Raw genomic sequence first — 20751 nt, forward strand, 5'->3', positions numbered from 1 at the left:
CTTACCTCCTATGTTTGGACTGAATGATGAAAGGATCGGTTATGGAACAATAGGACCGTCATAAATAGAGCCCCCAGGCCAGCAGATATAGTGAATGAACCTTCAATCATATAGGCAGTTATCGGGATGGTACCCATTGAAAGAAAACCGGCGTATGTGTATCTCCTAATGATGAGGTATAATCCGCCCATCATAATAGCGAAAACACCGATACTTAATGGGCTCAGAAATAATGCTGAAGCCAAATAGGCTACAACCCCTTTTCCCCCGTGAAATCCGAGTTGAATGGGGAACAGGTGCCCAATCATGATCAATATCGAGCTTATGATCAGATAGCCCTCCCCATCAATCAGTATCGATGTGAAGAATAATGCCAGTATTACTTTGCCTGCGTCTATAAGGAGAGTCAGTAAAAACCCTTTCTTACCTGTCGATCTTCCTGCATTCGTAGCGCCGACATTGCCGGTTCCGATCTTACGAATATCCATGCCAGTGAGAAATTTTACTACATAATAAGCTCCTGTGATACTGCCCAATCCATAAGAAACCAAAACGATTACACTTAAGATCAATAGTTGACTCATCAAACCTGCTCCCTGCTTTATATGTTAATAGACGAATGAAACCAAAGGAAAGTTTCATATATTTACCTTACACCTTTCCGATTCTTCTTTAAAAGATAAAAAGGAGCATAGAGAAGGAGAAATAATAAAAGACTCACCCCTTCGAGTGAAAGGAGATACCAGGGATACTCCCCAAAATAATCGATCGGACCTGCGTTATACGGTTTATGCATTAGAAACATGTAATTTGCCCCGACTACTTTATTTACTGCATAAGCTATGACTGCGATTCCATTCAATGCCATAAATGCTCTGATCAGGGATCTGAAAGACAACTTGTAGCCTTCTATCCACACCATGTACAAACAAGATAGAACAATCGACAAATGGGCCGAAAAAAATTGAAAAAACCGAAAATGTGGAAAGCCAAAAAATAGTTCTGGTGTGACGATGGCAATAAAAGCCCCGGACATACTGGAAAAGAAACTAATTTCAAAAATTCTATAATTGTTACTTATAAGCATAAAGGTACAAAGATACAAAGACAACGAGCATAATTGAAAAGGTAAATTTATCGTTAGGTCCCACTGATCATTCAAACCATACCAAACCTGGAAAGACATTTCGCTCAATACGAGTAAAATAATCAGCAGCCATTTCACCCAACTCTTTGCACTACCCTTTAGACGATTTCTAAAGATATATAAGCCCGCCATGCATACTACAGAAACTATAATCGCTGCCAAATGAGAACCGGAAAACGCCTCAAACGGATACTCCTCATACCTGAAATTCAAAACCTCACGAATCAAATCCTCAAACCCCCCCCAACAAACACCCATCTATACTATATTCTCCCAACATGCCTCCATCTCCTTTAAAGGGACGGACCTTGATTTCACCACTTTCTTTCCTGATTTAGAGCCTCTTATACGTCATTCTTTAGGGACGGACCTTTCATCTATTCCTCTACATTCGGGATGGATATTCCATTAACTCTTACTAATCCAAAATCAGGCACAAAAAATCTCCCATTTCGATTATGAAATGGGAGGTGCAAGTTATTGAACCTTCTGCAGTGGAAGAACCTGTTTATTATGAATGAAATCAAGTGCCAGCCGATTAAATTCAGTCGGCCTTTCTACATTGCAAACGTGTCCGCAACCGTCAAGGAATACCTTCATTGCCGAAGGATCTCCTTTTGTATCTTCATCAAGCGAACGGACAAACAGATGATCTTCTTTTCCGGTAATGTACAGTTTCGGGATGTGGGAGGCCCTTTCCTGTACAGAGGCATATGTCGATTTCACAAATGGAGTGAGCTGATACCACCCCAGAAAATCTTTCCGTTTCATTTTCTTTGCTTCCCTAATAAATAACTTCCTCGAAATTCTATGATTTCTTTTGGGCATCATGACGTATGCGAATAATTTATATAACCACATGAATGGAATCATGCCTTTGATAGCATGCCCCGCCTGCAGCAATGTGTTTGAAAGTAAAGTAAAACGAGTAATGCAACCACCAAGAACGGCCGTTTGCACCCGATCTGGAACTTGTTGCATCAGTTCATGAATAACCACTGAACCAAGAGATATCCCGATAAAGTGGGCTTGCTTAATCCCAATTTCATCCAGGACTTTTACGATCTCACGAACAATTAAATTGATTGTGAATGGCTCATTATATGTATCAACCCCTGGTGAATCACCATGACCAGGCAAGTGAACCGTCACTACGTTATAATGATTTTTAAAGGTTTCCATTTGTTTGCAGAAGATACTTGAGGTCCCTCCGATTCCATGAAGGAAAACCACATACTCTTTGCCGACTCCCTGATGTACGATGTATTCTAGCATCCATTTCTCCTTATAAACAGCACAACCTACCAAAAGTTTGGAGTGTATCAGGTGATCAATCAAGCACCGCTTTCCTTCTATTAGAATCTTCTTTATAGGGAACCCGTATTTTTGATTCAATCACATGATAGTCTCAACGCTTTTGAAGCCTTACCTTAATGTATCTTATATTCTATCCTATCCATACGTTCTTTGTCATTTAGAAACAAAAGAAATTCCGAACATTTTGTGATGATAGAAAGGATACTATTTTATTTACTTAAGTCTTTTCGGTCTTCCTCCTGTGGAGGCTGCTCCATCCACCCTCGCTCAACTAAAAGCTTAAGACCATCCGCCCCATATTTCATGATTTCTGACACAAACAGCATGTAATGAACGGCTAAGTCCTTTCTCGTCGTCATGGTGATGGCGTGACATAACGTAGAAAGGCCGACTGAATTAGAGGATGAAATAAAAAACAGCATCAGCTTTTCTGAAAATGGCGCTATAGTGGAAGCTGTCACTTCCATAGAGACAGGATAAGTGGGGAAAGCATCATCTTTTACCAGTACGTGATTGAATGTTGTAATTTGTTTTTCACTGAGTTTTTTCCCTTTTTTTAGATACTCTTTTACCTCCTTGTCTCTGGACGTTTGTATGAAACCCTTCAATAATATGATGCCTATACAATTCCGCTCAATCACAAAAAATAATTCGCTAAGTTCCAATGCATTAAGAGGTCTTGTTTCCCCAAGCCAGGTTTCCAGTAAAGAGGGCTGATGGGCGATATATTCAATGGACTTGGGATAATTTATTTTTGGCGGACGATCATAGATCCCCTTTTCCAACATCAGTTGAAGTGATCGTTTATAAAGGGATAGAGATTTCGTCAGACACTTCTCAAAAAAGTCATACACATCGGAACGGGCAACCGAACCTACTATTGTGGTAAAATGACTGTTTGTGACCTGTCCTCCCCGATAGACAAAGCTGAGAGCAAATATATCCGTGTACAGAGGAGGAGCAGAAGTATTCACGTCTTGATCAGTAAAGCCTGAGGGAATGGGAAATCCCTCTGAAACACATAATTTCTCGATTTCACTCATCGTCTCAACATTTGTGTTCAAGCTGTCTTCAATGAGGGATATAATACTCTCATCTTTTAGATACGTAAGAAAGTGAGTATAAAAACAATTCATTGCCGAGCATTTAATATATGTTGTCCACAAAGCGGAGACTTCCGAAGTAGTCAATCTGATGTCCTGATTCTCCATCATACGACTCCTTTTCTTTTTTTTATAGTGTTTTCCTAATGTTGTAAATTATTCTACGATCTTTGGACTTGCGTCTTTCTCCTCAGCTGTCATATTCCATTCATACAATCTTCATATACCCTTTTCATTCCTCTCCATTTCCATTTACATTCATTTTATATCCTTTAGATGAGCTTAAATTAGAAGGGAGAAAATAGAATGAATACACTAGTTAGAAATATTTGTTTATCAGCAGCAATTATAGGGATCGGAGCCGGTACGGTTCAGACTGCCTCTGCGCAATCAGGCCACCCACCAATGAATGACAACAAATTTCTGAACATCGCCCACAGAGGTGGATCAGGTTACGCCCCGGAACACACGCTGCCATCCTATCAATTAGGTGACGAAATGGGCGGGGATTACATAGAACTTGATCTGCAAATGACAAAAGACGGTAAATTGATTGCCATGCATGACGAAACACTCGATCGAACAACCAATGGGACCGGACTAGTTAAGGACTATACGTTGAATCAAATCAAAGAATTGGATGCAGGATCCTGGTTCAATGAAATGTACCCAGAGAAGGCTAAGTCAGAATATAAAGACCTTAAAGTACAGACTCTTGAAGAAGTCCTACAACATTTCGGGAAGGACAAACACTATTATATTGAAACAAAGTCCCCTGAAGTATATCCCGGCATGGAGGAGAAATTACTTAAAACATTGGAAGACTATAATCTGACTAGACAGAACGGCCCTTCCAGCAAAGTGATCATTCAGTCCTTTAGTGAAGCAAGCTTACAAAAAGTTCATGAAATGAATGCAAACATCCCCCTTGTCCAGTTAATTGACTATAAGAAGGATGCAACCATCACAGACGAAGAGCTTGACCATTATGAAGAATATGCCGTTGGTCTTGGAATGAGTTTTAAGAAAATCGATAAAGAATATGTAGATAAAGTGCGTGAGCATGATCTTCTTATCCATCCTTATATTGTCCTCGAAAAAGAAGATATGAAAAGGTTGATTGAGTGGGGAGTGACAGGGATGTTTACTAACTATCCTGATCGGTTAGAAGAAGTGTTAAAAGAAATGAAGAAGAAATAGTCAATAATACAGAAGAGAGCTGCCATGATAGGCAGCTCTCTATATTTATCTTTGCTTATATTCATATTTAACGAATAACGGGAGGAAAAGTGAAATAACAAACGCCATGAGAACTATGAGGCCGAATGTCACCGGTTTCGATAGCCCTTGGGCAGGTGCAATCATTAAACCGAACACTACAGCTGGTACGATAATCAGAAAGGAAACAATGAATTTTGAGACAAAATTGATTGCATGCCTTTTTCCACATTGATTGCACTCAATTGGTTTATATGAAGCCCAAATTGAAAATAATAACTCTTTCCATTGAAATTGATTTTTACATACATTACATTTCTGCAAAACATTGCCCCCTATGTCAAACAACTGCTTTTTCTCTAGTTTACCATTTCCGGCATACGAGTAATAGATGATATTTGAGGTCCGTCCCTAGAAAAGATGTAGATACAAGCAGGGATTTCCATATTTTATCCGAATATTGTACTATAACACTTATTCATGAGGAGTAACTGCGTTGATACAATCATTCAAATTAAGCGTTCAAACGTTTGGTCATAAAATGCCCGTTTATATTTTTCAAGTCGATGATGTTCTTGTAGATACAGGACCATATAGTATGAAAAACGAAGTGCGTACTATCTTCAAAGAGCTTCCCATCAAACGGGTCATACACACTCATCACCATGAAGATCATACCGGCAATAGTGCTTGGATAGAACGATTTTATTCGATCCCTCAATGGATTCATCCCCAGGGAGTCGATAAGTGCAATCAAAGTACCAAACTGCCTTTCTACCGGGCCATGTTTTGGCATAACCGGCCATCTTTTCATCCTTTGTCCCTTCAGCAACCTACACTTGAGACCGAACACCATTCGTTTCAAATCGTCCATACACCCGGCCATGCTGAAGATCACATTGTCCTTATCGATGAAGAAAAAGGCATTTGCTTCTCAGGAGATTTGTATTTATTTCATTCTCCCACCTCTAACTTCTCGTTCGAATCGGTGCCGGAACTGATTCGTTCCATAAACAAAGTCCTGATGTATTCCTTCGAAGAGGTGTATTGTTCTCATCAAGGGTACCTGAAGCACGGTAGAAGGCTGCTCGAGAAGAAACGGGATTACCTTCTCCGTCTCCAGGATTCCGTCACAAAAGCGCACCAGGAGGGGAAATCAGCCAAAGAAATACGTAAAGACCTCCTGCCGAAAAACAAGATGTTTCAATACATCTCTTTCTTTGAAAATTCCCCTACACATACCATCAAATCAATCATCAGAGAAATATCCTAAATGAAAGAGGTTGGGACAAAAGTATTTAGTTGAAAGAAAATCCGAACGATTATTCGAAATTCTTTTTTGAAAATCGAAATCGTTCGGATTTTTCATTGGATGTTTACGTAAACATCGTGGCTTGAAGGTGCAGTAAGTAGTGGTTGATTTCCGCTACAGGTGCTCGCTTTCCCCCTTCCGCCCGAGGAAAGCGAAGTCTTGCACGGAAATCAAAAGCGGTGTAGCAAGCAATCCTAACTAATTTATGATTGTTCTCCTTTAGAAGAAATGGATTTAGTTATGTCCCAGCCTCTTTCATTTAAACATTTTCGACATGTGGAAGGCTTCGCCTGATATCGATCTTGATGATGATATCCAAGATTCTTGTAGAGATGAATTGACACGTTATGGCGAATAGAATGATTTTCACATCCACTACGATCCCTGTTAACAGTAATACACTGCCGTTTATTGCGAATAACGTCTTTCCCGGTGAGTGTCCTTTCAGCTTTGAAATGATTAGGGCTAAAATGTCCATTCCCCCGGACGATGCACCCATCCTAAAAAGGACTCCGACCCCGATTCCAAAAAGGATACTTCCAATGAGAAGGTCCACAAATACAAATGAAACCGTACCCGTCAGAAATGGATCTACAGCATCCACCACCCCTGATGTGACTGTTACGCAATACATGGTCCAGAAGGCATTTCCCTTCCCCAGCCACTTCACAGCGGCACCCAATAAACACGCGTTCATCACCCACAAGGTAACCGCAAACGGGATATGCAGTAAATAGTTTAATAACACACTTACACTTGCTGCACCACCGGAAGGGATGAAGTGGGGAAACAAAAACACTGCCATAGCCAAACCTTGTAGGGTTGATGCGAACCCTAAAATAACTACTTTTCTCAACACACCCATATGTACATTGCTCCCGATTCTGTTAAGACTCTATGTCATAGTCTAGTAGCTCTTAGCAGAATCTGCAACACCTATTTATTTACGGATGCATTGAAACCCCTCACATATGAGGATCCATCTGCTGTACATCATAATACCTGACCCTTCTTATTTGCCACCTTCCGTTCATGCTCTATCAGCCATTTTTTCCGGTTAAGACCTCCCGCATATCCTGCTAGATCACCATTTGCCCTGATCACTCTGTGACAAGGTATGATGATGGCGAGCTGGTTACAACCATTTGCCTTTGCCACTGCACGTACGGCTGTGGGATGATCAATATTTTGGGCGATCTCGGTATATGACCTTGTTTCTCCAATTGGTATTCTCTTAAGCTCCTTCCATACATTCATTTGGAATGAAGATCCACTCATATGCAAAGGTGTATTAAACGCTGACAAGTTCCCATTAAAATAATCGTTCAGTTCCTTTTCTATGGAACGAAGTGGCTCTGATGTGCCCGGGATGATCGCTGACTTTGTTTTATGCCTCAACCTTTCCACTTCCCGTTCCAGCCCACGCCTGTCAACAAACTCTAATAAAAATAGTGCCTTTTCATCAGAAATCCCGATCATTGGCCCAAGTTTTGTATCGAGCCAAGCTGCTTTTAAAACAAGAGTGTGCTGATCTAAAGAAGCTGGTGCATACCCCATGATTCTTGAAAAAGCGTCTCTAAATCCACTTGCTGATTCATAACCGGTTACATGTTGGGCGTCAATGACTCTGGCACCAGATCTAATTTCCTTCATGGCCAGCCCCATCCTGCGTGCTCTCGCATATTCAACAAATGTCATACCAAATCTTTTCTTAAATTGGCGCCGGGCAGTGGAAGCATCAACCGATAATTGCTGAAAATCCTTGTCTTTCCAACGTTTCTCCGGATTTTCCTCTACAGCCTCCACTAACATTTTCACCACTTCCGATACACTATTCGGGTGTGATAATGGTCTACATCTCTTACAAGGACGATAAGATGAAAGCAACGCTTGCTCTGCTGTCTGAAAGAATTCACAGTTTTCAAATTTCGGTTTTCTGGCTGGACAAGAAGGGCGGCAAAACACTCCCGTTGTTTTCACGCCGACATAAAATACTCCCTCATAGTCCGTTCTCTTGTCTACCAATGCCATATAATACTCCGTTTGTAATTTAAGCGAAATCATCCTCGAGTCCCCCTATATCCTTCTCATAATCCTATTATACATACATTATAAAACGATGCCGCCGAAAATCAGGCATCAATTTTTTTGAGGGACGGACCTTAGAGTTTTTCACGAAATAAGCAGGGATTCCCCTTGCGAATAGATAATCTATTACTATAACCAATTATGCTTAAATAAGGAGTTTTTCATATGAACTTTTCCCCAGAGCAATGGAAAAAGGCAAAAGATTATATCCGCCAGAATGCAAGGCCGCTTGAACAGAAATTATTCAACTTTCACTTTGAAGAAGGAAGTAAAGAGGAAGCCATTCATGAGTTATCTTGCTATCAAAATGAAGACGGGGGATTCGGCCGGTCAATCGAACCTGACTTTCGCCTGGACAGCTCCTCCCCCCTTGCTACCACCATCGGGTTACAAAAGGCGAAGGAATTGAAACTCCCCGCCAGTCATCCTATCGTCCAAAAGGCTATGAATTATTTACAGAACGAATACGATGAAGAAAATGAAGGCTGGAATGCTGTACCCGAAGAGGTCAATTCAGTGCCTCACGCACCATGGTGGCATTTCGATCCTAAGAGAGGTCATTGCGGCGTCCAAACTACCTGGGCAAATCCGAATGCAGAGATCGTAGGATATTTCCACCGCTTTCAACCGGACCATCCCCGTCTTCAAGAATGGACGGAAAAAGCGGTAAGTGAACTTACTTTATTAATCGAGCCTATCGATATGCATGATTTCCTCTGTTACGAAAGGTTGTTAAATGAAGTGAGTGGGAATACAAAATCCACTTTATTCAAGATCCTATCGACCAATGTACGTAAAACGGTTTGCACGGATCCCGAGAAGTGGAATGAATATGTGGCAAAACCGCTTCAGGTGGCAAGTGAACCTTCATCACCATTTTATAAGATATTGGAGGATGTCATAAACATACAATTGAGTAAGGAGTTAGCATCTCAGCATCATGACGGGTTCTGGCAGCCCACCTGGTCCTGGTTTGGGCACTACGAAGAAACATGGCCTGTTGCGGAAATGGAATGGCGGGGAATTTTGACCATTGAAATGTTAAGAGTCTTCCAGGCATATCATATGATTTCCTTTGAAAGATAGGATTCTTCTATTGTACTCCACAAAAAACTCCGGAAGACAATTGTCTTCCGGAGTTTTTCTACAATCACATAAAATTGTTTTCAAACCATTTCTTCGCTTCATCCACCTCTTCACGACGAAGTTCATGCCCTCCATCTGTCCAAAACTCAGTAACATCTGAGTGTGCCTTTTTCAGGTTTTCCACAAGTTCCTTTGTTTCATTCATGGGTATAAGGGAATCGCGCTTACCGGCACCAATAAAGACTCGGGTACCAGATAAATCCGGCAATTCGATCCCGCGTCTTGGTACCATGGCATGAAACAGGATACCAGCTTTTAATGAGTCTTTTATATGGTACATCATGCTTGCCGCTATGTTTGCTCCATTTGAATAGCCCAGGGCAACGACACGATCACGGTCAAATTCATAGTCATTCGCGCTTTCATCAATGAATCGTTTCAATTCATTCGTACGGAAAATTAAATCCTCTTCATCAAAGACCCCTTCCTGTAAGCGGGCAAAAAACCGGGCCATTCCATTTTCATCCACGTTCCCTTTCACACTTAGGACGGATGCTTCAGGTGCAATCATCTCGGCAAGGGGAAGTAAATCGCGTTCATCTCCCCCTGTCCCATGCAGCAACAAAAGTGTAGGGAGTTCTTTGTTTCCTTGCTTAAAGATATGTTTCAAGAAATTGTCCTCCTTATTCTTTCGTATCCAATGGTTTTAATTTCGATTCAATGGATTCTCTTTGGGCTTCGAAATATGGTGGAAGTGATAAATTTTGTCCTAAAGTATCGAAGTCTTCATCAGTTTCAAAGCCCGGACCATCTGTTGCTAGTTCGAATAGAATCCCATTTGGTTCACGGAAATAAAGGGAACGGAAATAGTAACGTTCCACAAAACCTGAATTCGGCAGGCGGTTTTCTGTAATCCACTCTATCCATTTTTGCAACTCAGTTTCGTCTTCCACCCTGAATGCCACGTGGTGGACACTTCCCCTTCCCGGTCTTTCCTGGGGGATATCATTTCTTTCTTCAAGATACACTTCTCCACCGGTTCCGCCTTCACCTGTTTCAAATACCCTGATATCTGCCTGGCCCTCTATATCCGAAGGAAAGCTTCCGGTCTCTTTAAAGCCTAAAACATCTTTCAGTACAGCCGCCGTGCTCTCCCCACGTGCGACGGTTAATGTGATAGGACCTAAACCGACAACCCCATATTCAACTGGAACCGGACTCTTATCCCAGGGCTTCCCACCGGGTATTCCTTCATTCTTTTCATCAGATACCAGCATAAGCCGCTGACCTTCGCAATCACGGAAACTTAAAGTAGACCGGCCGGTGTGATGAGAAATATTGTCATGATCGACGCCCAGCTCTTCAAAACGCTGTTTCCAATAGGACAATGACTCATCTGTGTTCACTCTTAGAGCCGTCAATGAAATACTATTCGTGCCTTTATACGTATTTCCTGCATGTGGAATCTCAAAGAATGTAAGGTCCGTCCCTGGATTTCCTCTTTCATCCGCATAGAAGAGATGATATACAGAGGTGTCGTCTTGGTTTATGGACTTCTTCACTAGTCTTAATCCCAGGGTTTTCGTATAGAATTCATAATTTTTCTTTGCATTTGCTGTTATGGCAGAAACGTGATGCTGCCCTTTTAATGGTTTTAGGTTCATCTTTTTTTCACTCCTTAAGAGATAGTATTACCTTATAGATGTATCATACACGATATTTATCTTCAATTCAAGATATTTCATTTCAGAGCTTTTATTACTTCATATTATTTTGAAAGGGAACGAACTGGAAATAAAAAAAAGCATCCATACACGCTGTTAGGATGCTTTTAATCTGTTTGATTATGCTTCATTGTTTTTGATCGTTAAAGCTTGAGACAATGTTGATGTAATAGTGAGGTTTTCGAAGTTTAATCCAAGTTGAACCGCCGTTTGAGCAATTTCAGGTCGCAGTCCGGAAAGAATTGGTTTGACCCCAATCAATTGAAGTGCATCGATCAGCTGAAAAATTTGATGGGCTACCATCGTATCAATTAATACGACACCTGATAAATCGATGAACAATTGAGAAACTTCCATCTTCACGCATTGTTCCAAGGCATTTTCTAAGATCAGTTCCGCCCTTGAAGGGTCGATGTTACCTACAAGAGGCAACAGAGCCGTATGTGAATTCAAAGAGATGAGGGGGGAGCTTAGTTCATTTATGATTTCCTGCTGATTCTGGAGCTGCTGTTCCACAACTTCAGACTGTAACTCCACAAAACGCATCATGACCCGGTCAAATGCTTCTATTATGACTTTGCTCCATAAATTGAATTGGTCAAATATGCCCTCATCCAAATGAGAATCGGCATATTCTTTTATGAAGTCCAAGTATTGATTTCTCACCCTCATAAATTCCTTGAGGATATAATGGGTGGGCGTATCTAAATGTTCCTTATCATTCGCCAGGTTTAACACCCATTCGTCAATATTCTTACTAAACGTTTCTCTATCTTCCGCAAATACGTTACAGAGGATTCCGTGGAAATCAAAGTTTTGCTTTTTCAAAGCTTCAATTACTTTTGGATCGGTGGAAGAGTATACCCCCCTAGTTCTATTTTTATCTAATGTATCATACCATTCATCTGTCAATTGACGAGCCTTGCTCAATAAAAATGTATGTACTTCTTTGTTTCTATGCATGTATGATTCCTCCTATAATATCCATCAAAATGTTCCGTTTCCTCATCCCTATCTGACGTTATGAGTAGTCGGGAAATCATACTCCAAGTGAAATTTTTCAAAACTAACTTATATCTCCTTCTAATATATAACACATTCATGTAACAATGTCATTTTAGAGGATATCCCGGAAATAAATACATGGTTACAGGGCAAGAAAGCGACTCAATTTTCGGGAAAACATTAAAGTGTGAATAGTGTATATTTTCAAATAATATTACACTATTTTGTAAATACCCTCTACAGTTCACAATATAAAGTGTATAATGGGGGTATTAGCAGAGAAACAGACAGCAAGGGTATGTCTCGATATACTATTTTGATGTATAGGGATCTCCTATTAGAAACCAACCTCTAATCTTAAAATGATGTCGTATTCTTACTACTTAGTCATATGTCAAAATAGTTGGGAGCTGATGAGAGAATGAATAACAAGCTGACAAGAAAGTGTATCGAAACACTTGCTATCCAAAGTGCCTATTATTTTTGTGAGACAATAAGTCTTAAGCCCAGTTTACTTAATCTAACGATGATCACAGGATTTTCCGAAGAAAAGATACTCGAAATACTTGAAACAAAGTTTAGTAATCAAAGTGTTAAAGCAGAAGATCACTCTTTTTAACTCTGTGTTTCCCCTTTATTACTCTACAAGCCGATTTTCCTTCATCCCTTTTCGTTATGTTCAGCCATTTCCAATATATGCGTTAATAGTGCACCATTGCCCGAACTTACAGGCAGGTTAAGAAAGTAATAAATAGAAAAAGGCAACTCCGCATTATGGAAGTTGCCTTTATAATTGGAGAATTATAATACATTAAAATATCTTGCTTCCGGATGAGCGAAGACCATCGCTGTTACCGATGCTTCAGGTTCCATCATGCATCCGTCTGTTAGTTGGATCCCGATTTTTTCAGGTTCGATAAGCTTAAAAAGCTTCTTCTGATCCTCAAGTTCGGGACACGCGGGGTACCCAAATGAAAAACGTTGGCCTTGATAGTGGGTTCGGAACCTATCCTGCATCGTAAAGTCTACGGGATCTGGAAAGCCCCACCTGCTTCTCATCATTTCATGGACTCTTTCAGCCAGTCCTTCTGCTGTTTCCAAGGCAATAGCCTGCAATGCGTGACTTTCCAGGAAACTTCCTTCTTCTTTTAACTCCTTTGCCCACTGCCTGATTTTCACACCGGCCGTTACGGCGAAGAATCCGACGTAATCCATTTCCCCACTTTCAACCGATTTCAAGTAATCCGCTAAACAAAGATGCTGATTCCCTGATTGTCTCGGAAAGCGAAATCGTTCCACTTCTGTTGATGAATCTTCCGGGTGATAAATAACAACATCATCACCATCGGACTGGGCAGGAAAGAATTGATATCGTGCAGATGCATGGATCATTCCTTGCCTTTTTGCCTTTTGGTACAACTCATCCGTCACCGCTTTCAGGCGGATGGTTCGTTCGTCCCCTTCTTCCAGCAATCTTGAGACTTTCCCTTTAATCCCCAAGTGATGACCAAGAAGCATTTGCTGATTGATGTAGGGGTGGATTTGATCCAGTGAAAATTCATTTATGGTATGAGGTTTCAAGTCTGGTGGAACATAAACCTTAACTTCCTTTGAGACGGCGGAACGTGCTTTCACTGCAACGGCAGATGTCTTTCGACTAGACGATTCTTCATGTAATAGGTGTGTGCTTCGTTTCTCCCGGTATTCCTCTTCCAGTTGCAGTCTTGTTTCTTCATGCTGAAGTCCATTCATGATACTCAATCCATCCATTGCATCCTTCGCATAAAGGACCAGACCATCGTATTCCTTGCCGATTTTGTTTGTAGTGAACTTTCTGGTGAGTGCTGCTCCCCCAACTACAAGAGGAACCGAAATATCAGACTGCTTTAAATCTTGAGCCGTGATGACCATTTGTTGAGCAGACTTCACCAGGAGACCGGATAAACCTACGATGTCAGGCTTTTCTTCCCGTATGACCCCAATCAGTTCTTGTGGAGTTACTTTAATGCCTAAATCAATCACTTCATACCCATTATTAGTGAGGATGATATCAACAAGATTTTTACCGATATCATGAACATCCCCCTTAACCGTAGCTAAAATTACTTTGCCCTTGGAAGAGGAACTTTCCGTTTGTTCCATATATGGTTCCAGATGAGCGACGGACGCTTTCATGACCTCGGCACTCTGTAATACCTCGGCAACAATCAGCTGGTTATCATTAAATAATCTTCCAACTTCGCTCATTCCTGCCATAAGGGGACCATTGATGATATCAAGGGGAGCGTTATATTTTTCCAAGGCAAGAGTTAAATCGGCTATCAACCCTTCCTTCGTCCCTTCGACTACATAATGAGACAATCGTTCTTCTAAGGTCATTGTATTTACAGGAGCCTTTACTTCTTTCTTTTTCCCCCTATAAAATGCTGTGAATTCAGCAAGGGTTTCATCCGTCGTCTCAAATAAGAGTTTCTCAGCCATTCGGACTTCTTCTTGAGGAATAGAGGCAAAGCGCTCTAGCTTTTCCGTGTTGACTATGGCATAGTCGAGGCCAGCCTTTGTACAGTGGTAAAGATACACAGCATTGAGGACTTCCCTTCCGACAGGGGGCAGCCCGAATGAAACATTGCTGACCCCAAGTATATGAGGGCAATCAGGCAAGGCTTCTTTAATCTTCTTAATCCCTTCCACGGTGCTATTGGCTGATCCTATATATTGCTGATCCCCCGTACCGACAGGGAATACGAGAGGGTCAAAGATGATGTCTTCAGAAGCTATCCCATATTTCTCCGTTAACAGTCTATGGGAACGAAGGGCAATGTCAACCTTTCGTTCTACTGATACACCCATGCCCTTTTCATCAATCGTCCCGACCACCACTGCCGCTCCGAAGGCATTCATCAGTTTAGCGACCTTCGCAAATCTCTCTTCTCCGTCTTCGAGATTAATTGAGTTAATGATCACTTTTCCTTGAGAAAATTTCAAAGCGGCCTCAAGCACCTTCTCATCCGTTGAATCGATGACAAGTGGAACTTTTACTTTCTTCACAACTTCCTGAATAAAAACATTCATGTCCTCTACTTCTTCACGATCGGGGTCGGCAAGGCAGATATCGATTACCTGAGCCCCATTTTTCACCTGCGCCCTGGCAATCTCTGACGCTTCCTCTATCTTATTCTCTGCAATCAATCGTTTGAATTTTCTTGAACCGATGACATTCGTCCGTTCTCCGACCAGAATCGGTCTTCTGTCTTCATCCTCATAGACGAAAGCTTCAATTCCAGACACCGCATGGGGATGAGATTCTTTCGGTGTACGGGGCGGGAATTCCTTCACGACATCTGAAAGGGCGCGAATATGCTCCGGTGTTGTACCACAGCACCCTCCTACAAGATTCAGCCAACCTTTCTCCGCGAAACCTTTCATCTTTACACTGAGGGAATCTGCTGTTTCATTATAATTCCCTTCTTCATCTGGGAGTCCGGCATTCGGGTAACAGCTTACATAGGTAGTGGCTAAACCCGATAACGAACGGATGTGGTCACGCATAAATTCAGGCCCCGTTGCACAGTTCAGACCAACGACCAAAGGGTTTAAATGTTCAAGGGATAGATAAAATGATTCGATTGATTGCCCGGCCAGTGTCGTGCCCATAGGTTCAATGGTTCCGGATAATAAAATCGGGATTTCTTTTCCTCTGGATTCGAAAGCCGTTCGAATTCCGAGGTTCGCTGCTTTTACGTTTAAAGCATCCTGACTTGTTTCAAGTAAGAGCACATCAGCCCCTCCATCGAGAAGGCCTTCTGCTTGAACACGGTAGTTGTCTGCCAGTTCATCAAAGCTTACTCCTCCTGTTACGGATAACGTTTTAGTAGTTGGACCAAGCGATCCCGCAACGAACCTTGGCCACTCGTGAGTTGAGACATCATCTACTGCTTTTCTGGCGATTTCAGCTGCTACTTTGTTGATTTCGTATGCTTTATAGCCTAAATCATATTCGTCGAGTACGATGGGGGTTGCGCCAAAGGTATTCGTTTCAATCATATCAGCCCCTGCTTTCAAATATTCCATATGGATCTCATAGATTACCTCCGGCGCTGTCAAGACAAGATTTTCATTACATCCTTCAAGTTCTTTCCCTCCGAAATCCTCCGGGGATAAATTTGCTTGTTGAAGCATCGTCCCCATTGCTCCATCAAGTACGAGTATTTTTTTTCTAAGCTGTTCTTCAAACAATGTGATGGCCATAGGGAACCTCTCTTTCAGTGTTGGTTTTCTCTTGAATATGATGAATCAGTTCAATGCTCATATCATATCGTAAAAAAGGTGTGATGAGATAAATGCCATTAAATAGTTCTAATGCTGTATCCAGCAAATCTTTGGCTATCTCCATTCCGACTGTTCTAGCAATGACAGGATCACTTCCAGCTTCCTTCATTCTTTGCCTCGTTTCTTCCGGTACATTGATACCAGGCACTTCATGGTGGAGAAATTCTGCATTTCTTGAGCTGATCAACGGCATGATTCCGATGAAAACCGGAACATCCAGATGCTTTGTCGCTTCATGGATTTGTATCAGCTGTTCATTCCCAAAGATCGGTTGAGAAATGAAATAGTCGGCACCGGCTTTCTTTTTCTTTTCAAGCCTTTTTACAGAAGCGTCTAAATGACGGAAGTTCGGATTAAAGGCTGCCCCCACTGAAAATTGAGTGCGTTCCCGGAGTGATTTACCGGAAAACGATATTCCCTCATTATTCTGTTTAATGAGTTCAATAAGTTCCAGGGAAGAAAGATCATAAACGGATGCAGCACCTGGAAAATCCCCGATCTTTGCAGGGTCACCCGTTATCGCTAATAGATTGTGTATTCCTAATGTGTGCAAGCCCATTAAATGGGATTGAAGTCCAATCAGGTTTCGGTCACGGCAAGTGATATGAACGAGTGGTGTAAGATCGTATTTCGACTTGACCAGACTCCCGATCGCGTCATTGCTAATACGCGGCGTTGCCAGCGGGTTGTCAGCAAGGGTGAGTGCGTCAATGCCTGTTTCCTTAAGTGCCGACGCCCCTTGGAAGAACAATTTCGTGTCGAGATGCTTCGGTGGATCGAGTTCAACGATAATGGTTTTCTTTTCTCTTACTTGCTCATGCAGCAAGCTTCCCCTGATGGATGGTGAAGATAACTGAACTACTTTTTTCTTTTTTACTTCTTTTTCTTTCACCGGCTCCCGGCTTTTCAACCTTGAAGCTACAGAACGAATGTGATCGGGTGTGGTTCCACAACAACCCCCAATGATTCTCGCACCCTGGATCCGCAATTCATTGCTCATATCCCCAAAGTAATCAGGCTCAGCAGAGTAATAGAATCGACCTTCTTCATAGTTAGGGAGACTCGCATTTGGAAAGACGGATAGAAATGCCCTTTTCGGCAAGGGGACTTCCTCTAATGAATTCACCATGTGAAATGGCCCCATCCGGCAATTGATGCCGACAACATCGGCCCCCAATAACTCCAATTGTTGAAGAGCGTCTTTGATTTCCATTCCATTTTGAAGGACTCCCGTTTCATGCAGGGAAACTTGAGCAATGAGGGGAATATCCGCTTCTCGTTTAGCGATGCTAAGAACGGTGGTCAGTTCCTCGAAATCATAATAGGTTTCCAGAAGAATGCCATCAACCCCCTCTAATAATAAGCAGTAAAGCTGTTCCCGGAAGCTTCTTTTAATCTCTTCCAGAGACACATTTTGTTTTATACCCCTGATCCCCCCGATGGTTCCAAGGATATAGGTGTTTTCTCCAGCTGCTTTTCTTGCCAGACGAACAGCAGCTGTATTGATTTCCTTAACCGAATCCTCGAGTCCGTATCTTGAAAGCTTTTGATAATTGGCTCCATACGTATTGGTCTGAATGATATCTGCTCCTGCATCGATATACTCTTTATGGACTTTCAACACTTCATTTGGGTGAGAAAGATTCAGTTCTTCAAAGCATCTGTCCACTCCATAGGAATATAACAATGTTCCAATTGCTCCATCTGCAATCAAGATTCTCTCTTTTAATGCTTCCGGCAACGGCTTCATGACGCTCCCTCCTCTTTACAAATTTATCACGTTGTTTCGATTGATTTTTTGTATACTCTCTAAACCGTTTTGTAGATCCTTAATTAATTCATCCGCGTTTTCAAGACCAACGGATAAGCGCAATAATCCATCTGTAATCCCTCTTCTTTCCCTTTCGGCTTTAGGCATAGAAGCATGTGACATTCTCGATGGATAGGATAAAATCGATTCAACAGCTCCTAAACTGACGGCGAATACGGGGATGTTTACATGTTTGATGAGTTGCTTCACTTCCTCTTCCCCTTTTAACCGGAAGGAAAGAACCGCTCCGGGACCCTCTGCCTGCCGAACTTGAATTTCACGACCGTGATGATAACTCAAGCCCGGATAATATACTTCTTCTACTTCCTTTCTACCTTCTAAAAAGCTTGCAATCTTATAAGCCGACTCTGATGATTCCTTCAATCGAACATGCAATGTTTTCAGCCCTCTTAAGAGCAACCAGCAATCCTGTACCCCGAGCACCGCCCCAAACGAATTCTGCAGAAAAGCAAGTTTCCCGGCAATCTCTTCATTTCCTGTTACCGCAAGCCCCGCTAAGACGTCACTATGTCCGGCAAGAAACTTCGTCGCACTGTGAAGGACAACATCCACCCCGAAACTGATTGGTCTTTGCAACAGTGGCGTCATGAATGTATTATCAAGAAACGTTAAACAGTCATTTGCCTTGGCAAGCTTCACGACCCCTTCAATATCGGTAATATTCAATAACGGGTTCGAAGGAGTTTCCATATAAATCACCTTCGTATTGTGCTTAATTGCACAAGCCACTTCATGCAAATCCTTCATATTCACAAAAGAGTATTCTATATCAAACTTAGTAAGGACTTCTGTGATCATCCTGTAGGTCCCCCCATATACTTCTTCCGATACGAGAACATGATCCCCACTCGATAACAAAAGAAAGCTTGTTGAGATGGCCGCCATACCGGATGAAAAGGCAAAGCCCCTTACCCCGCCTTCTAATTCCGCTATCGTTTCTTCGACTGTTTCCCTTGTTGGATTCCCTGAACGGCTGTAATCATACGTTCCATATTGATCAAAATTCTGTTGATGAAAAGTTGTAGCATGATGAATCGGAGTAGAAACAGCTCCTGTCCCTTTATCAAATCCCCGGGAATGAATGAGTGACGTCTGAAGTGAAAATGGCTTTTTACTCATACGTTAACACCTCTTTTTCCAATTGATGAAAAACATTCTCCAAATCTTCAATCAGGTCATCGATAAATTCAATTCCTACAGAAAATCTGAGTAGTCTGTTGCAGATACCAAGTCTTTTTCGTTCTTCTTCAGGAATGTCGGCATGTGTCTGGGTGGCGGGATAGGTGATAAAGCTTTCAACTCCTCCTAAACTTTCTGCAAATGTAATAAGGTTCAGATTTTGTAGGAAGGGACCGACCCATTCTTCCTTACCAATGCGAAAGGAAAGCATGCCTCCTTTCCCCGGATATAAGACGTCCGTTACACAATCATGCCCTTCAAGATATTGGGCTAATCTCCCTGCATTTTTTTCATGCTGAGCCATTCTGAGGCTAAGGGTTTTCATCCCTCGTATTAAGAGCCAACAATCAAATGGTGAGAGCACTGCACCGATTGAATTTTGAATCGTGTAAATTCTTTCAGCTAAGTCCTCTGTGTTTACAACAACCACTCCAGCCAGAACGTCATTATGGCCGCCTAAGTATTTGGTGGCGCTATGGATAACCAGGTCCGCACCCTCTTTGAGCGGTTTTTGGAGGACAGGTGTATAGAAGGTGTTATCGACGACCAAGAGCAGTCCATTCGCCTTTGAAATCCCGGCAACCTCAGAAATACTTGCTTCATTCATTAATGGGTTGGTTGGTGTTTCAAGAAATATAGCCTTCGTCCGCTTCGTAATTTGTACGTTAATAGAGTCAGCATCACTTGTATCTACAAAATGAAATTTGATATTATATTGGGCTTCATACTGTACAAATAAACGGTAGCTTCCTCCGTAAAGATCCTTCGATACAATCAATTCATCCCCACTTGAGAATAAACCCAGGATAGCCTGAATCGCAGCCATTCCCGAACTGAATGCAAATCCTTTATGCCCCTCTTCCAATTGAGCCAATGTTTCTTCAAGGGTCGCCCTGGTTGGATTACCTGTTCTCGTATAATCATAACCGGTTGATTCACCGATCCCTTTATGTTCATATGCTGTCGATAGATGAATGGGAAGGCTTACGGCACCAGTAACAGGATCCTTCCGATTGCCTGCCTGAACAAGCAATGTATCAATATGTTTTTTCAACATTCTTCTCTCCTTTTCTTCCCTAGAAAATGAAAAGGGGAAAAACAAAAAAACCTTCTTATGAAAATAAGAAGGTTTTATACGTTCGTTCTCCCTCTTATCGTCCAAGTTGACATCAACTTGCTGGAATTAGCACCATACCTGTAACTGTGGCTGGTTGCTGAGGTGTCTTCGGGCCAGTCCCTCTACCTCTCTTGATAAGAAACAATATGAATTTTTAAAAAATACTTTCCCATAACTTATACCAAACATAGAAGACTGTCAATGAAAAGTAAGAATTTTAAATTTATTTTTTTATTTATTTAAAATCCCATCGGTACGGACGCTTGAATAAATAGTGGTAATTAAATCCAATTAA

The 20751-nt window shown here is 41.7% G+C and carries 17 protein-coding genes and 1 riboswitch; of the genes, 3 read left to right on the forward strand and 14 right to left on the reverse strand.

Annotation, left to right across the window (positions count from 1 at the left end):
* Window positions 1-8: 8 nt before the first annotated feature.
* The 4 genes from ACSQ2E_RS12745 to ACSQ2E_RS12760 all read right to left on the reverse strand — a co-directional run bounded on the left by ACSQ2E_RS12745 (window position 9) and on the right by ACSQ2E_RS12760 (window position 3678).
* Complete coding sequence (locus tag ACSQ2E_RS12745; RefSeq protein ID WP_435991024.1) at window positions 9-584, reverse strand: glycerol-3-phosphate acyltransferase; 576 nt, start codon at window positions 582-584, stop codon at window positions 9-11.
* A gap of 62 nt (window positions 585-646) precedes the next feature.
* Window positions 647-1405 (reverse strand): YwaF family protein, encoded by a 759-nt coding sequence (locus ACSQ2E_RS12750; RefSeq protein ID WP_435991026.1) that lies wholly within the window; start codon window positions 1403-1405, stop codon window positions 647-649.
* Window positions 1406-1624: 219 nt separating this feature from the next.
* Entirely contained in the window at window positions 1625-2422 is a 798-nt protein-coding gene (locus ACSQ2E_RS12755; RefSeq protein ID WP_435991028.1) for an alpha/beta fold hydrolase, read from the reverse strand.
* A gap of 251 nt (window positions 2423-2673) precedes the next feature.
* Entirely contained in the window at window positions 2674-3678 is a 1005-nt protein-coding gene (locus ACSQ2E_RS12760; protein WP_435991030.1) for a DUF3231 family protein, read from the reverse strand.
* A gap of 195 nt (window positions 3679-3873) precedes the next feature.
* On the opposite strand from ACSQ2E_RS12760, the gene ACSQ2E_RS12765 reads away from it, so the two are divergent.
* Window positions 3874-4767 (forward strand): glycerophosphodiester phosphodiesterase, encoded by an 894-nt coding sequence (locus ACSQ2E_RS12765; RefSeq protein ID WP_435991032.1) that lies wholly within the window; start codon window positions 3874-3876, stop codon window positions 4765-4767.
* Window positions 4768-4812: 45 nt separating this feature from the next.
* On the opposite strand, the gene ACSQ2E_RS12770 is transcribed toward ACSQ2E_RS12765, so the two are convergent.
* The gene (locus ACSQ2E_RS12770) at window positions 4813-5133 is read right to left on the reverse strand and encodes a TIGR04104 family putative zinc finger protein (RefSeq protein ID WP_435991034.1); all 321 of its coding nucleotides are present in this window, start codon (window positions 5131-5133) and stop codon (window positions 4813-4815) included.
* Between the two features lie 148 nt (window positions 5134-5281).
* Here ACSQ2E_RS12770 and ACSQ2E_RS12775 point away from each other — a divergent pair, with 148 nt between their 5' ends.
* Entirely contained in the window at window positions 5282-6058 is a 777-nt protein-coding gene (locus tag ACSQ2E_RS12775; protein ID WP_435991036.1) for an MBL fold metallo-hydrolase, read from the forward strand.
* A gap of 298 nt (window positions 6059-6356) precedes the next feature.
* Here ACSQ2E_RS12775 and ACSQ2E_RS12780 read toward each other — a convergent pair whose 3' ends face one another.
* Together ACSQ2E_RS12780 and ACSQ2E_RS12785 are read right to left on the reverse strand one after the other, a co-directional pair.
* Complete coding sequence (locus ACSQ2E_RS12780) at window positions 6357-6962, reverse strand: YitT family protein (protein WP_435991038.1); 606 nt, start codon at window positions 6960-6962, stop codon at window positions 6357-6359.
* A gap of 128 nt (window positions 6963-7090) precedes the next feature.
* The gene (locus ACSQ2E_RS12785; RefSeq protein WP_435991040.1) at window positions 7091-8161 is read right to left on the reverse strand and encodes a bifunctional transcriptional activator/DNA repair enzyme AdaA; all 1071 of its coding nucleotides are present in this window, start codon (window positions 8159-8161) and stop codon (window positions 7091-7093) included.
* 189 nt (window positions 8162-8350) lie between these two features.
* Between ACSQ2E_RS12785 and ACSQ2E_RS12790 the strand changes: the two genes are divergently transcribed.
* Entirely contained in the window at window positions 8351-9271 is a 921-nt protein-coding gene (locus tag ACSQ2E_RS12790; RefSeq protein WP_435991042.1) for a hypothetical protein, read from the forward strand.
* A gap of 64 nt (window positions 9272-9335) precedes the next feature.
* Here the strand turns inward: ACSQ2E_RS12790 and ACSQ2E_RS12795 are convergent, their stop codons facing one another.
* From ACSQ2E_RS12795 to ACSQ2E_RS12825, 7 genes are all read right to left on the reverse strand, one after another.
* Entirely contained in the window at window positions 9336-9941 is a 606-nt protein-coding gene (locus ACSQ2E_RS12795; RefSeq protein WP_435991044.1) for an alpha/beta hydrolase, read from the reverse strand.
* Between the two features lie 13 nt (window positions 9942-9954).
* A complete protein-coding gene (locus ACSQ2E_RS12800; RefSeq protein ID WP_435991046.1) occupies window positions 9955-10935 on the reverse strand; it encodes a ring-cleaving dioxygenase in 981 nt (326 codons plus the stop codon).
* A gap of 180 nt (window positions 10936-11115) precedes the next feature.
* Complete coding sequence (locus ACSQ2E_RS12805; RefSeq protein ID WP_435991048.1) at window positions 11116-11958, reverse strand: STAS domain-containing protein; 843 nt, start codon at window positions 11956-11958, stop codon at window positions 11116-11118.
* 843 nt (window positions 11959-12801) lie between these two features.
* On the reverse strand, window positions 12802-16248 hold the full coding sequence (gene metH / locus ACSQ2E_RS12810; protein WP_435991050.1) for a methionine synthase: 3447 nt from the start codon (window positions 16246-16248) through the stop codon (window positions 12802-12804).
* On the reverse strand, window positions 16229-18079 hold the full coding sequence (locus tag ACSQ2E_RS12815) for a bifunctional homocysteine S-methyltransferase/methylenetetrahydrofolate reductase (protein WP_435991052.1): 1851 nt from the start codon (window positions 18077-18079) through the stop codon (window positions 16229-16231). Before ACSQ2E_RS12815 ends, metH begins: the two co-directional genes overlap by 20 nt.
* Before the next feature lie 15 nt (window positions 18080-18094).
* Complete coding sequence (gene metC / locus ACSQ2E_RS12820; protein ID WP_435991054.1) at window positions 18095-19279, reverse strand: cystathionine beta-lyase; 1185 nt, start codon at window positions 19277-19279, stop codon at window positions 18095-18097.
* Window positions 19272-20396 carry a methionine biosynthesis PLP-dependent protein gene (locus ACSQ2E_RS12825; protein ID WP_435991056.1) on the reverse strand — a complete coding sequence of 375 codons (1125 nt, stop codon included), beginning with the start codon at window positions 20394-20396 and terminating at the stop codon, window positions 19272-19274. Before ACSQ2E_RS12825 ends, metC begins: the two co-directional genes overlap by 8 nt.
* A gap of 91 nt (window positions 20397-20487) precedes the next feature.
* Window positions 20488-20597, reverse strand: a riboswitch (SAM riboswitch).
* Window positions 20598-20751 lie beyond the last annotated feature (154 nt).

Source organism: Rossellomorea sp. LjRoot5, from assembly GCF_964253455.1.
Taxonomy (GTDB): Bacteria; Bacillota; Bacilli; order Bacillales; family Bacillaceae_B; genus Rossellomorea.

Coding starts and splice junctions, on each gene's coding strand:
- ACSQ2E_RS12745 (WP_435991024.1), bottom strand. CDS start 584: ATGAGTCAACTATTGATCTTAAGTGTAATCGTTTTGGTTTCTTATGGA.
- ACSQ2E_RS12750 (WP_435991026.1), bottom strand. CDS start 1,405: ATGGGTGTTTGTTGGGGGGGGTTTGAGGATTTGATTCGTGAGGTTTTG.
- ACSQ2E_RS12755 (WP_435991028.1), bottom strand. CDS start 2,422: ATGCTAGAATACATCGTACATCAGGGAGTCGGCAAAGAGTATGTGGTT.
- ACSQ2E_RS12760 (WP_435991030.1), bottom strand. CDS start 3,678: ATGATGGAGAATCAGGACATCAGATTGACTACTTCGGAAGTCTCCGCT.
- ACSQ2E_RS12765 (WP_435991032.1), top strand. CDS start 3,874: ATGAATACACTAGTTAGAAATATTTGTTTATCAGCAGCAATTATAGGG.
- ACSQ2E_RS12780 (WP_435991038.1), bottom strand. CDS start 6,962: ATGGGTGTGTTGAGAAAAGTAGTTATTTTAGGGTTCGCATCAACCCTA.
- ACSQ2E_RS12785 (WP_435991040.1), bottom strand. CDS start 8,161: ATGATTTCGCTTAAATTACAAACGGAGTATTATATGGCATTGGTAGAC.
- ACSQ2E_RS12790 (WP_435991042.1), top strand. CDS start 8,351: ATGAACTTTTCCCCAGAGCAATGGAAAAAGGCAAAAGATTATATCCGC.
- ACSQ2E_RS12800 (WP_435991046.1), bottom strand. CDS start 10,935: ATGAACCTAAAACCATTAAAAGGGCAGCATCACGTTTCTGCCATAACA.
- ACSQ2E_RS12805 (WP_435991048.1), bottom strand. CDS start 11,958: ATGCATAGAAACAAAGAAGTACATACATTTTTATTGAGCAAGGCTCGT.
- metH (WP_435991050.1), bottom strand. CDS start 16,248: ATGGCCATCACATTGTTTGAAGAACAGCTTAGAAAAAAAATACTCGTA.
- ACSQ2E_RS12815 (WP_435991052.1), bottom strand. CDS start 18,079: ATGAAGCCGTTGCCGGAAGCATTAAAAGAGAGAATCTTGATTGCAGAT.
- metC (WP_435991054.1), bottom strand. CDS start 19,279: ATGAGTAAAAAGCCATTTTCACTTCAGACGTCACTCATTCATTCCCGG.
- ACSQ2E_RS12825 (WP_435991056.1), bottom strand. CDS start 20,396: ATGTTGAAAAAACATATTGATACATTGCTTGTTCAGGCAGGCAATCGG.